Here is a 13,826-nt window from a genome sequence, read left to right as displayed (position 1 = left end):
TATTCAGTTCAAAATAAACCGATTTGTTTTTTTAAAATCTTCTTTTATTTCCTGTACAACTTCGTTATCTTTATATAGATAGCTCAGGAAGAGTTTTTTCTTAAAATAATTTTCATCCTCCAGCTCACTTCGGAACTTCGCAAACTGTTCCCTGAAAAAGGCATTGATCTTTTTCGTTCTTTCGGAATAGTTTTTCCCGAAGCGTTCGTCATTTTTATCAATTCTGTCGCCCACTTTTACAGTAATTGAACCGTCATAGATAATAAAGTCTCCTTTCGGCTCTACTTCAGAGTTTCCGTGAATATAAACAGGAACCACATCCAGTCCGAATTCTTCTGCGATATAAAAAGCTCCTTTGTGAAATCTTTTGATATCATTGGTATAAGACCGTTCTGCTTCCGGAAAAACAACCAGAGAATAACCCTGATCTACTTTTTCTCTCAGCTTTTCCATTCCGTTTTCAATACCCTGAGAAACGGGATAAAATCCTAACGCTCTCACGATTTTTCCGAAAACAGGAGAGTTGTACACCCAGTCATTCACCAGATAAATGATTTTATGTGTTGTCATGGCTAAAGCCAATGTATCCAGAAACGAAGTGTGATTGGCAATAATGACTGCGGGTCTGCTGAAATCTTCATTCGGGTTTTTAATAAGCTTTTTCTTTACAAATGGATTCGTATAAAGGACAGAAGTTAAAAACTTCGCTAAAATTAATTTAATAAAGTTCAGCGTTTTGCCTTTCGATCGCTTTACAAAGATGCTTCCGATGGCAGAAAAAAGCAATCCGCCTAATCCGTAATACAGGAAAGACAATACTGCATTGAAAAATAACCTGAAGGTAACCGGAGAAAGTCCTTTTTTAGCCCTGTTCGTAATCAGCAAACGGAACCAGAACGGATATAAGGTTGAGGTGATGATGATCACGGAGAACATCCCGATTAAAGCCACCAGAGCTAATGAATGCAAAGCAGGATGTTTGGCGAAAATTAATGAACCGATGGATAAAATGGTCGTGAAAACCGCCAGAATAATGGATGTTCTGTAGGTAGGAAGCTCGTTTTTTCCTGTCGTGTGCTCTTTCTGCATTGCCTGGGTAAGGAAAATACTGAAATCGTCTCCGACTCCGAAAACCAGAGTGCAGACAACGGTGCTGAAAATATTCAGTTCCAGATCTAAAAAGTAAAGAATTCCCGCTGTAACCACTCCCGTTAAAACAATCGGGAACATCGTGAGAACCGTTAATTCAAAATTACGGAAGAACACAATAATCGTTAAAATAATTGCTAAAAGGGAATAATTGATTAACGTGTTAAAATCATTTTTCAGCAAGCCCAAAAAGTTTTCATTCATCTGTTGACGGTCAATTGCCAAAGCATCATGCTTTTTTTCAACGTCTTTAATGAAGGCGTCTCTTTTCTTTTCGTCTACTTTTACGACATTGGAAACCGTATAAAAATTGTTTTCCTGACTCAGAAATTCAGAAATCTGGAGTGCTTTTACTTTTTCGTAGTCTTTTAAAGTTAACGTAGAGTAGCTTTTATTTAAATTTTCATTGAACTGATCGAAAGCAGAACTGTTAAAGCCGAATTGATTTCCGTTTTTAATTAATTCAGAAACCGTTTCATTCTTTTTATTTTCGTCCCAGAATTTTTTCCAGTTTTCAATTCTTTGCTGCTGGTCTTTTTCAGAAAGAACCACATTCCCGAGAGAATTGTAGCTTAAAATTTTACCTTCTTTTTTTTCTTTTTCTAAAAACCGGCTCAGCTCAGAATTTCTGGATAAAGCCTGTTCTTCAGAATCACCGTAAGAAATCGTGTAGATGGATTTTGACGTAATATCGGATAACTTCTGAAGTTTTGCTTCGCTTACTTTTAAATCTTTCGGAATATAATTCAAATCGCCGATGTCTTCGTTAAAACCTACTTTCCTGAATCCGAAAAGACACGCAATGATAATAACCGAACATATAATAATTAAAGGTTTGTTTTTCTCATACGGATACGAACCGATTTTATCGATAAAATTTGTATTGACTGCTTTTTCTTTTTTCTTCGGATGATACAGTTGCGGAATGATAATTAAAGCCGTAACGGAAGATAAAATAACCGTTATGGCTGCGAAAAGTCCCAGATCTTTCAACGCTTCCGAACGCACAAAAACAAGGCATAAAAAAGAAACCGCCGTTGTTGCGCTGCTTAAAACAATTGGCTGGGTAATTTCTTTGTAAAGCTCTTCAATATTGTTGTTGTGTTTGTAATGCGTCAGAATGTGAAGGGCGTAATCAATGGTGATTCCTATCAAAATGGCTCCCACGCTCAGAGAAATTGCCGAAATTTTATCTTTAACGAAGTATAAAATCAAAAGAGCGAGTAAAACCGAGAAAACCGTGGGAAGAAATACAATAATCGGTGTAAAAACATTCCTGAAATAATAAATAAGAATCAAAAGAAGAACCATCATTGAAATAATAACCGTATTCTGAATGTCTTTTTTGATCTGTTGTGCATTCGCAACCGCAATGACAGGCGAACCAAAATAGCTGATTTCTGTTTTCCCTTTAAATTTTGCGTTGAGGTTTTCTTTGATGGTGTTTAACTGATTAACAAACGCTTCGTTGTTTTTGGTGTCGTTGCTTTTGTTTTTGGGATCGATGAAAAGCAGCAGGTTTTTTCCGTCTTTGGTTACGATGTAATTGTCTTCCAGCTTAAAATCTTTGCTGATGTTTAAAGCGTTGAGTTTTTTGATTCCCAGAAAAGTAATTCCGAGCGGATCTTTTTTAATGAATTCTTTGGTAACAAGACTGGTGGGCGAAACCAGAGAAACGTAGTTGTTTTCAACCTGTTTGGCAATGCTGTCTTTCTGAAGTTTTCTCTCAATTTCTTTGTAATCGTTTTCATTCAGAAATAAAGGCAGATTCTGATTGACGAAATCAAAGGTTTCCGAAATTTCACTGTCATTTACTTTTCCCTGAACCGAACCTATGTATTTTTGCAGAGGTTCAATTTCATGTAAAAAAGAATCCGCAGTCTCCGAAAGCTGAAAATTTTCTTCCTTGGATCTGTTTTCGATAATCACAATGATCTTGTCTGAAAAATTGAGCTGTTTCAGAACTTTTGCGGTAAGATCGGATTTTTCGTTTTTAGGAATGATCTGATTGATGTCTTCCTCAAAATTGATCTTCGATGCGAAAAACAAGCATAAAACGGCAATTCCGACCGAAAAAAATACGGATAGAAGTTTGTTTTTAGAGATCAGATAATATAAAAATATGAAAAAACGATGCATTACATTATAAAAATCAGGTTTGCAAATTTAAATTTTTCGGGGGGAGTTCAAAATTTTTTATCATAAGTTTTATCTGAAAATCAATAAAATATTTAGTAAAAATGAAAAAAAAATATACTTTTGCAAAAGTTCCCAACTGATGAAGCGTGTTTTAAAACAAAAATTGACTAAGTCTAAAACTTAGGTTTTGATATGTTTAAACTATTTGATGAAAAAATAAACGGATTTTTATTTATTATAATCTTTCCTTTCCTTCTCTTTTTCATGTCCTATTATGGATTTGAGACTTCTTATGTTGTAGGAATTAAATCCTGGGAAAAAGCGCCGGATTTTATGTTTTCGTCTGTGTATGCATACCGTGTAATCCCGAATTACCTGAGTGTTCATGTAACGGAGATAATAACTTCCTTGGTGAATAATTACCTTCCTTCTGCAAGAAATTTTCTTTTGAAGCAGGGTTCGCTGTTTTATCACAGTACTTTTTTAATTAATGTTTTCTTTTTTCTGCTGACTTCATTTATTCTGCATAAAATTTTAGAACTAAAACCGATAGAAATTCTCTCAAACCGGAAGATCAGAAGAATGGTTCATCTTATTGCGGTATTTTTTATCGTTATTCTTCAATATGTTCCGACTAACTGCGACTGTATTGCGATCTTTTTTTATGTTTTAGGAATGTTTTTAACACTGAAATATTTACAGCATAAAAAACCTACGGATTTATTGGGATTAAGCATTGTGATATTTATTTCAACTTTTGTGCGGGAAACCGCCTGTCTCAATATCGCTTTTTTTGCAGCGGTTTTTATTGATCCTGAAAACCTGAAGAACAGGAATTTTACTTTCATAAAAGAAACTTCTTTGCTGGTGATTGCGTTTATTCTTCCTTATATTGCTTTAAGGCTAGTAATTCCGCAGAAAGCTTCTTTTGTGGAAGGAATTTATTTAATTAAGAATTTTACAAGTCCTTTTAATCTTGCCGGACTTTTATTCGGAATTTTAGGGATTTATTTCAGTTATGGTTTTTCTGATGATACCGGAAAAATAATGATGAAAAAATATTTGTTTTTTGCGCTGCCGTATCTTTTAATGATTACTTTAGTGGGGCTTTTCTGGGAGACCAGATTGTTTATGCCTTTGCTGATTACGGGAATCGTGACGGCTTCTTATCAGTTTAAAAATAGTTTACCGGAAAGATGAGTTTACTGCATCCATATTATATTATTGCCATTATCTATATGCTGATTTTCAGTTATCAGGAAGTTTTTCATGGTAAAGTTGAAAAAAAATGGCTTTGGTTCTTGGGGATCTATCTCATGATTATTGCAGGACTTCGCGATCAGGTCGGTCCGGATTACGGAAGTTACCGTGGAATTTACGTGTATTCCGATACCAAAGATTACATCTCGCTCATTATGAAAGGTTTCGGAATGAAGGGGCCTCAACCAATCGAAGTGGAATGGCTGTATGTACTCATTAATAAAATTTTACTGAATGTTTTTAATGCACCATTTTATATTCTCACCTTTGTAATAGCTATTCTTGCGATTTATTTTAAGGTAGAATATACGGATGATAATACGTTTTATCCCTTTACCTTTATGCTTTTCATGTTCATTCCCGGATTTTTTATCGGGGAAAGCGGACAGATCAGGCAGAATCTCGCTTCGTTTATCGCCTATTTCGGAATAAAATATATTAAAGAAAGGAAACTTCTTGCTTATCTTCTCTGTATTTATCTTGCAGCAGGAGTTCATACTGTTTGTTATGTATTTGTCCCGATGTACTGGTTGGTAAGAATACCGCTGAACAGATTTGTAATGCTTTTTATGATTATTACTTCTGTCTTCCTGTCACCATTTGAAGTCTATCGTGTTTTTGGAGATTTTATGACGGATATTGCCGCAGACAGTACACTTTCTATTGGTTTTAACGGATATATGGATGAAACGGTGCAAAGATTGAACGGAGCCATCGGAATTCCTGAAGTAATGATGGCAATACTCACCTTCTTCCTTTTTGCTTTTGATGAAAAAATGAAAGAAAAATTTCCTTACTACGAATACCATCGTGCGTATGTTGTAATCGGGGTTTGTTTTTATTTCATTTTCAGGGATAATCCTATTTTCTCTTCGCGCCTTGCGGGAGCTTTTATTGGTTTTGCCTATATTATTATTCCGAATGCAATGTATGTGGTTTCTTCGAATTCGAAAAAGATGATCTATTCTTTTATCATTGCTCTTACTGTTTTCAACTTTGTTGTGTTCTCAAGCTTTAAAAATATTGTGAACGGAAGATTTACGTGGGATTTGTATGAGAATCATCTATTGCCTTAAAAGAGCTTACAACAACCATCAATAAATGAAGACAATACTGAAGAGTGTTGTCTTTTTTATTTCAATATCTCTCAAATTATCAGAGTGTTAAAATTAATTCGATGCATAATTTATTGTAAAAAGATTAGAGAAAATAATGTATTTTCGCAGAACCTGAGTTTGAAAATGATATATTGACATCTATAATGATTAATTGTGGGGTATTGTTTTATTAATTCATTTTATTGTGAAGTTATTTATAAAATAAATCGATTTTCTTTAACAAGGGTTTAAATGTTGTATTGTATTAACAACAGCATAAAATCAAGGACATGAAAAAATCGTTTACCAATTTCGCAGCACTTTTAAGTTGCCTGTTTGCGCATGAAATATACGCCAAAGAAAATTTTAAGATAAATAAGTCTGATGATTGGGCAACATCAGAAAAAATACATTCTGGACACTCAGATTCATTGGTGGAATCTTTGCATAAAGACCGTTTTCCCCATGCTCATAACGGAAAGTTATTAGCTCCGGACTGGACGAAAGCTCCCAACAGTTATATTTTTGATCCCAGCCAAAACAGCAACGGTATTTACATTCCCGTTAGAAAAGCGTATGCAATGTGGGCGAAGGATAAATTATTGGGAGGTGCAGGAATTCCTGCCGGTAAAGTAACCGCAGATGTTCTTTGGGAAGATGTTCACGGCTTAATAAAATCCGACGCTGGTTATCGGCTTGAAGTTACAGATTCCGGCGAAAATGCCAAAATTAAAGTACCGGTAAACAAAGCTAAAAAGGGAAATGCGGTCATTGCTTTCAGGGTAGACGGAGAAATCTACTGGTCGTGGCACGTTTGGGTTACAGATGATCCTTCCAATGGATCTGCCTACAAAAGTTATCCCAATGTGAAAAGACAAAAAGCAGACGGAACCATCGAAACCATTCCCGATGAAGAATGGGGCTGGATGGATAGAAATCTCGGTGCAGTAAGCAGTTCTATAACGGCAAACGACTGGAACAGGAACGGAGGACTGCTGTATCAGTGGGGAAGAAAAGATCCCATTCCGCCATTGGTTTACCGAGGGAATGATTTCTATGAGGTTTCAGGCTCAATAGGGAGAATTAGACACCGCGGCGCAAAAAACTTCACCGGAGCAGCTAATTTTGATAATCTAAGAAAATTTGTCCTGCTTTCTAACGCTACGGTTTCCAATAACCTGAAGCTTTCGGTAAAAAATCCTTTAAGTTTAATCTATGTAAATAAAGACGACAATTCTGGCATTGCTTATTATAACAACAATGCAAATCTGATGGTAAACTGGTTTGGGAAAATGCCGGGCTTGAATGACAGTCAGCTTCCGGAACTTAATTTCTGGTCAGATAACTCTCAGGGAAAAGTTACTTCAGGATATAATACTGATGCCGCAGCGCAGCCGTACCGAAATAAATCTTCCTATGATCCCTGTCCGAACGGATGGCGCGTTCCATCCGCATTAGTTGCCAATCTGGCTTCTCCTACTTATGTTGATGATATTAGGGTAGATTTTTCTCCGTTTGGCGTAAGAACAAATATGTCTAAAAATGCTTTTGAAGCCAATAATTATCATAAAATAAAACCTACGGCTGCCGGAACGCCAAGTTTTATGACCAATTTTAAGCTGTATCCAAATTTCGGTTTTGATCTTTCGAATGCAGGAGGTTTCAATATGGGACTTTTTCCGGGAACGGGAGCCATTGTTCTGAATGCGCACCAAGGACAGTTTACAGATCAGCATCAGACCACCTTATGGACGGCAACCATGGCAAGACATTTTGATACAACGCCGTCTGTAGGAGCGAGAACGTTATTTTTAATTCCGGATAAAATGCAGCCGGATATTCCGGATTCCGGTTATCCTGATGTAAAAGGAAGATACTGGTATTTTCCGCTTGCAGGAAATTCTACAACAGATGCAGCGGGTTGCAGATGCATAAAAGATCCTTTATATGTCGTAAACGAATATGATTTCCCTACAGAATATATCGTTCCTGAAACCGAATATCGGGAAGGAATCAACAATCCGAATACGTATCAAGTCGTAAAAAATACTTCAGCTTTTACTTTAGAAATTCCTGTAAGCAAGGCATTTTCTGTACAAAGTCAGCTTCTGAACAATAAAGAGATTTTAAATTCAGTTAATTTTAATAGCCTTAAAGCCAATATTCTCTGGACTACCAACACCGGTTTGGTGAACAGTGTCTCCGTTGTTAATCCTTCACCTGCTTCTCTGGGAGCAATTTCTTCCTCTAAAATTGCAGTTACCATTAATCCTAACCAAAGCGGAAATGCGGTCGTTACTTTACATAACGGAAGCATCACAAATCCTGTGTATTGGTCTTGGCATATCTGGGTAACAGACACGGCGGTAGGTTCTTATAATTATACAACCGAACTGCCTGTAACTTCAGTGACGAACTACGTAAATTATGTTCCGAAAGCAGATAATGTATTTCAGGCGGAATTCATGGACAGAAATCTTGGCGCGACCGATGCCTTTCCTGTTGTAGCGATTCCGTTAACGCCAACTGCGGCAGAACTGGCAAAAATTAAAGCTTCCACAGGACTGCATTATCAGTGGGGAAGAAAAGATCCGTTGCCGATCTTTCAGTATGCAGACGACAGAACGTCTCATCCTGTTTATCTTGGAAATACCGCAAACGGAGTTTTAACCTACACAACACTTTCAGCGGCTTCCTACAACGATCTCGCCGGAAATTATATTGTACCTTACAACACCTACACCAATTCGGCAAACGCCAATGTTTCGGCGGCGGATAAAATTTCAGATAAAGTTTCCAAAATATTGTCATACTCTGTGAAAAATCCATTGGTTTATATGATTCCGAGCGCGTTTGCGCCATATAATTCATCAAATCCTTTGTACACAAACGGAACCGACTGGCTAGCCAATGAGCCGAATCTTGCACCTGAACGATGGGGAAGAGGAGGCAAAAAATCTCCGTTTGATCCTTGTCCGGAAGGATGGAGAATTCCTGATCTTACCGGAGTTATGATATCAACAGGGCAGGATTTCGGGTTTACGCCTTGGTATAAAAAAGATAAGAATGCAGCCACTTCATACAGCGTCATTACAGATTATCTGGGACAGAGAGTGCGAAGAAGTGCTTCCGCGAGTTATACCATCGGATATATGTTTAATGATTCGTCTTACAAAACCGGGAACTATCCGAATTCCGGATCGCGTGGTTTCAGAAGTGTAACGGCAAACCAGACCGCAGCAGGAACTTATAATTTCATCAATTATCAGTATCCCGGAGTGTGGACTGCTGCTTTGAATTCAAATTATATCGGAAGACCGGTTAATATTTTGTTTGATGCCGCTTCTACCGCCAACCGAATGATTGCTTTTCATGATAACAACGATCCGTATTTCGGGATGAGCTGCCGTTGTGTAAAAATTAAATATGATGCCGAAGGAAATGAAGAAGGGGTAATTCCTAAGCTTCAGATCACTTCTTTGCCTGCTTCAAAGCCTTCTACGGTTCTTAGTAAAAATGATGTTCAGGCGATCAGAGAAGATAAGATTTCATTCTTTCCGAATCCTGTAAAAGATGAACTGTACATCAAGACGCCGGATAGCAGAGAAGGATATTATTATCAGATCTACAATATGTCCGGACAACTGGTAAAATCCGGAAAATTTGAAAACGGGAAAACTAATCTCTCGTCATTGATTACCGGAACCTATTTGCTGAGAATCAACGATTCAAAAGAAATTGTAAAAATCATTAAGGAATAATTGATATAAAATAGCAACCCGAAGAGAAATAAAACCGTAATTAAGTTAAAATCATTATTTTTGAGTCATAAATAATGAAGCAAACTGAAAGCTGTTTTGTTTCTCTTTTTTTGTTCCAAATTTTTCAAAACACATTATGAGGCTAGAAAAAGTCGTATCGAATTTCAATATTAAAATTGGTATCTATTTTTTAATTGCCGTTACGGCTGTTTATACGCTTGTATTCACCTACTATTACAATCTTAAGGACGACGGATATATTCTTGGAGACTGGCTCATCAATTATCAGGATGGAGGATTTAAAAGAAGAGGATTGTCCGGAAGCTTTTTCTTTCTTTTGCAGGATCTTACAGGATTGCGGTTAAATTATCTGGTCTATTTCGTACAGTTTTTAATTATTTCCGGATTTTTCTGGCTGTATACCAAACTCATCCGGTATAAAGCCGCCGATTTGCTTTATTTTTCACTTTTACTGTCTTCCATTGGTTTTGTGGGACTTTTAAATACGGTAACCTATGTCGGAAAAAAAGAATTTATTGTTTTTCTTTTATTTGCATGGTTTGCCTACCTATTAGATAACGATAAACTGTCGAAGAACAAAGAATATTTTTTCTGTATTGCACTTTTCATAACGACCTTTCTGCACGAAGTTGTTTTATTTTACGTCCCGTACTTTGCGATTGCTTTATATCTGAAAACAGGAAAATTTGAATTTAAAAGATATCTCAAGTATTTTCTCTCCGTTGGAATTCCCACGCTTTTAATCCTGGCTTTTGGTAAAAATGTAAACGAAGGAAGATCTCTTCAGATTCTTTGTGAAAGAGGAGTTCATCCTACCTACGGAATTTTTTACTGGAACATCAATGAAAGAGATTATATCAGACAGCACAGTAATGAATATATACTGTATTTTCTGAGTTTAGCATTAAGTATTTTTCATATAGGCTATTATTTAAAATTTCTAAACAACCGAAAGATTTTATCTATATTATTAATCGGAGCCTTTTTGTTTTCATTTCCCCTGTTTTACCTCGCCATCGATTGGGGAAGATGGATGTATATTCATATGATGTTGATGATCGTCCTTTTCGCTTTGCTGTTAAGGAAGGAGCATAGTATTTATGCTTTCGAACCCATTGTGATCAGCCGTAAATTTTACATCACGCTTTTCATTATTATTTTCTCATTATTATATAGAGTAGAGATGTCCGGAAAGGGCTTTACTTTCGAAGGAATTATCTACAGAGTCTTCGTTGCGCCGCTTGAATTATTAAATAAAATGTAATTCAAAAAAACTATCTAATAAAAAAACTTTACTTTTGCAAAAATTTCTGGAATGTCGAAAAATTTAGTAATCGTTGAGTCACCGGCAAAAGCAAAAACTATTCAAAAGTATTTAGGTAAGGATTTCGAGGTAAAATCAAGCTTCGGACACATCCGGGATTTGCCTAAAAAAGGAATGGGGATTGATCTGTCGACCTTCAGTCCGGATTACGAAGTTTCTGCCGACAAAAAGAAATTGGTAACCGAACTTAAAGCTGCCGTAAAAAAAGCCGAAATGGTTTGGCTGGCTTCCGATGAAGACCGTGAAGGAGAAGCAATCGCATGGCATTTGGCAGAAGAACTGAAACTGAAGCCCGAAAACAGAAAAAGAATTGTTTTCCATGAGATTACTAAAAATGCCATTCTGAAATCTATTGAAAACCCGAGAGATATTGATCAGAATCTCGTAAACGCTCAACAGGCAAGAAGAGTTCTCGACAGGATCGTAGGTTTTGAAATGTCTCCTGTACTTTGGAAAAAAGTAAAACCGGGATTATCTGCGGGAAGAGTACAGTCCGTTGCCGTAAGATTAATTGTGGAAAGAGAAAAAGAAATCCGTGAATTTGTACCGAAAGCAAGTTTCAAATTAGACGGAATTTTCTTAAATAAAACAAAGCAGGAAATTTCTGCGAAACTTAAAAAGGATTTCGATAAAGAAGAAGAGGCGGAAAAATTCTTAGAACAGGCAAAAACTACCGAGTTTAAAGTTTTAAATGTTGAAACAAAACCCGGAACACGTTCAGCTTCGGCACCTTTTACCACTTCTACATTACAGCAGGAAGCTTCTTCGAGATTAGGATATAATGTAACCAACACCATGCGTCTTGCACAGAGACTATACGAAGAAGGATACATTACCTATATGAGAACCGACTCGGTAAACCTTTCTCAGGAAGCGATTGAAGGCGCAAAAAAACAAATTGTCTCAGAATACGGAGCGGAATATTCTGCACCGAGAAACTATACCACAAAGTCCGCTTCTGCACAGGAAGCTCACGAAGCGATCCGTCCTACAGATTTCGCTGTGAAAACAGTGGGAGATGCCCAGTTGAACAGATTATACCAATTAATCTACAGAAGAACACTTGCTTCTCAGATGGCGAATGCTAAAATTGAGAAAACGGTGATTGAAATCGGGAACACAAAACTTCCGCAGCATTTCGAAGCACAGGGTGAAGTCATTATTTTCGACGGTTTCCTGAAAGCTTACGGAATTGTAAAAGCTGAAGAAGATGACGAAGAAAACAACGAAAAATTGCTTCCTAAAGTAACCGTAGGAGAAGTTTTAGACTATAAAAAAATAACGGCAACCGAAAAATTCACAAGACCGAGCGCAAGATATACCGAAGCAGGTCTGGTAAAAAAACTGGAAGAATTGGGAATCGGTCGTCCATCGACGTATGCACCGACCATTCAGACGATCCAGAACCGTGAATATGTGGATAAAAGAGAAATAGAACCGCAGACAAGAGAAGTGGTGAAAATTTCTTTGGTAAATGATACCATTAAAAAAGAAGTCCTTGACGAAAAATTCGGAGGAGATAAAAATAAATTCGTTCCAACGGACACGGGAGAAGTCGTAAGTGATTTCTTAACCGATAATTTTAAAGAAATCTTAGATTATGGCTTTACGGCAAGAGTAGAAGAGAGCTTCGACGAAATTGCAAACGGTGACCAGAAATGGAAAGAAATGATGACGGATTTCTACTCGAAATTCCATCCAAGAATTGAAGATGTAGAAGAAAATGCAGACCGTGCAACCGGAGACCGACTTCTGGGAGTAGATCCGAAAACAGGGAAAAATGTTCACGCAAGAATCGGAAGATTCGGAGCAATGATCCAGATCGGGGAAACAGACGATGAAGAAAAACCGATTTTCGCCTCGTTAATGGCAGGACAGAATATCGCAACCATTACTTTTGAAGAAGCACTGGAACTGTTCAAACTTCCATTCGATTTAAATGAAGTGGACGGACAGCCGGTTTCTGTGGGAGTCGGAAGATTCGGACCTTACGTTAAGTGGGGCGAAACGTTCATCAGCATTCCGAAAGGAGAAGATCCGCTTTCTGTAGATCAGAAACGTGCAGAAGAGATCATCAACGAAAAGAAAATTGCCGATGCGCCGATTGCTACTTACAAAGGGGAACCGGTAACGAAAGGAAGCGGAAGATTCGGACCTTTCATCAAGTACAAAGATATTTTCGTAAACGTTCCAAAACGATACGATTTTGAAAACCTTTCTCAAAGCGACATCAATAAATTAATTGATGCCAAACTCGAAAAAGAAGCGAACCGATACATCCAGCAATGGGAAAAAGAAAAGATCTCCATTGAAAACGGAAGATGGGGGCCGTTTGTTAAATTCGGAAAGGCAATGTTCAAGATTCCGAGAAAGGCAGATGATACCAAATATGAAGGAGAAGAGTTAAAAGAAATTTCTCTTGATGAGGTTAAAAAATGGATTACCGATCAGGATCCTAAAGCTTTTGCAGAGAAAAAGAAACCTGCAGCGAAGAAAGCTACAACCGCTAAGAAAACAACCACTATCAAAAAGGCAACTACAACAAAAAAGCCTGCCGCAAAAAAGTAGATAGATTGTAAAAATAGAAAAGCACAGATTTTGGTCTGTGCTTTTTGTTTGAAGTCGTATTGTTGATATTATTATCTCCTTTCATAAAAGTAAAGGATGTGGATCTTTTATAAAGAGCACACACTTTTATAGACTTTGGTTAACAGCCTCCGAAGAGGCTTTCATTATTGTTTCGTAAAAATTAGATTATCTGTTTCAGGCAAATAAACTGTTTTATCAGCAGTAGAAGGACAATCATCTCCCACGGAAGTACTGTTAGGATTGTAATCCCAGGATATTTGGGTAGAATTAAGTTTTTTTAAAGTTACTTTGCCCCAACCAACTCCGCAATTAGTACCTCCATAATGAAATATTACTAAATTATTACTTGGCTGAGTTCCTATACTGAAAATTGTAAATTTTATCTGATCAGGTTGGAAATTCATGTTGGTAGTGTCCTACTAACTGTGTAAGTAGAAAAGTTATTCTGAAAAATTTTGAGCCCTCAAAGCTCAAAAAATTTTTCGG

7 protein-coding genes are annotated in these 13,826 nt (G+C 37.0%); 5 read left to right on the top strand and 2 right to left on the bottom strand.

The window, feature by feature from the left end; translation table 11 throughout:
• Positions 1–3: 3 nt before the first annotated feature.
• Positions 4–3,288 carry an MMPL family transporter gene (locus H6W52_RS03430; protein ID WP_228457517.1) on the bottom strand — a complete coding sequence of 1,095 codons (3,285 nt, stop codon included), beginning with the start codon at positions 3,286–3,288 and terminating at the stop codon, positions 4–6.
• Positions 3,289–3,480: 192 nt separating this feature from the next.
• Here H6W52_RS03430 and H6W52_RS03425 point away from each other — a divergent pair, with 192 nt between their 5' ends.
• The 5 genes from H6W52_RS03425 to topA all read left to right on the top strand — a co-directional run bounded on the left by H6W52_RS03425 (position 3,481) and on the right by topA (position 13,319).
• Positions 3,481–4,488 carry a hypothetical protein gene (locus tag H6W52_RS03425; protein WP_116099671.1) on the top strand — a complete coding sequence of 336 codons (1,008 nt, stop codon included), beginning with the start codon at positions 3,481–3,483 and terminating at the stop codon, positions 4,486–4,488.
• Positions 4,485–5,624 (top strand): EpsG family protein, encoded by a 1,140-nt coding sequence (locus H6W52_RS03420; protein WP_116099670.1) that lies wholly within the window; start codon positions 4,485–4,487, stop codon positions 5,622–5,624. The genes H6W52_RS03425 and H6W52_RS03420 overlap by 4 nt, the downstream gene beginning before the upstream one ends.
• A 311-nt stretch (positions 5,625–5,935) precedes the next feature.
• Complete coding sequence (locus H6W52_RS03415; protein ID WP_116099669.1) at positions 5,936–9,406, top strand: T9SS type A sorting domain-containing protein; 3,471 nt, start codon at positions 5,936–5,938, stop codon at positions 9,404–9,406.
• Positions 9,407–9,542: 136 nt separating this feature from the next.
• Positions 9,543–10,691 (top strand): hypothetical protein, encoded by a 1,149-nt coding sequence (locus H6W52_RS03410; protein WP_116099668.1) that lies wholly within the window; start codon positions 9,543–9,545, stop codon positions 10,689–10,691.
• Between the two features lie 51 nt (positions 10,692–10,742).
• The gene (topA, locus tag H6W52_RS03405) at positions 10,743–13,319 is read left to right on the top strand and encodes a type I DNA topoisomerase (protein ID WP_116099667.1); all 2,577 of its coding nucleotides are present in this window, start codon (positions 10,743–10,745) and stop codon (positions 13,317–13,319) included.
• A 164-nt stretch (positions 13,320–13,483) separates the two neighbouring features.
• Here the strand turns inward: topA and H6W52_RS03400 are convergent, their stop codons facing one another.
• Positions 13,484–13,744: a hypothetical protein gene (locus tag H6W52_RS03400; protein WP_185216464.1), complete on the bottom strand. Its 261-nt coding sequence runs from the start codon at positions 13,742–13,744 to the stop codon at positions 13,484–13,486.
• Positions 13,745–13,826 lie beyond the last annotated feature (82 nt).

Source organism: Chryseobacterium sp. C2(2020), assembly GCF_014218915.1.
GTDB classification, from domain to species: Bacteria; Bacteroidota; Bacteroidia; order Flavobacteriales; family Weeksellaceae; genus Chryseobacterium; species Chryseobacterium mucoviscidosis.
Note: the sequence above shows the minus strand (reverse complement) of the source record. Positions and strands in the feature narration are given on the sequence as shown.

Bases quoted from the DNA above. Each gene is read 5' to 3' on its own strand.
- H6W52_RS03415 (WP_116099669.1), top strand. From the start codon at position 5,936: ATGAAAAAATCGTTTACCAATTTCGCAGCACTTTTAAGTTGCCTGTTT.
- topA (WP_116099667.1), top strand. From the start codon at position 10,743: ATGTCGAAAAATTTAGTAATCGTTGAGTCACCGGCAAAAGCAAAAACT.
- H6W52_RS03400 (WP_185216464.1), bottom strand. From the start codon at position 13,744: ATGAATTTCCAACCTGATCAGATAAAATTTACAATTTTCAGTATAGGA.
- H6W52_RS03420 (WP_116099670.1), top strand. From the start codon at position 4,485: ATGAGTTTACTGCATCCATATTATATTATTGCCATTATCTATATGCTG.
- H6W52_RS03430 (WP_228457517.1), bottom strand. From the start codon at position 3,288: ATGCATCGTTTTTTCATATTTTTATATTATCTGATCTCTAAAAACAAA.
- H6W52_RS03410 (WP_116099668.1), top strand. From the start codon at position 9,543: ATGAGGCTAGAAAAAGTCGTATCGAATTTCAATATTAAAATTGGTATC.
- H6W52_RS03425 (WP_116099671.1), top strand. From the start codon at position 3,481: ATGTTTAAACTATTTGATGAAAAAATAAACGGATTTTTATTTATTATA.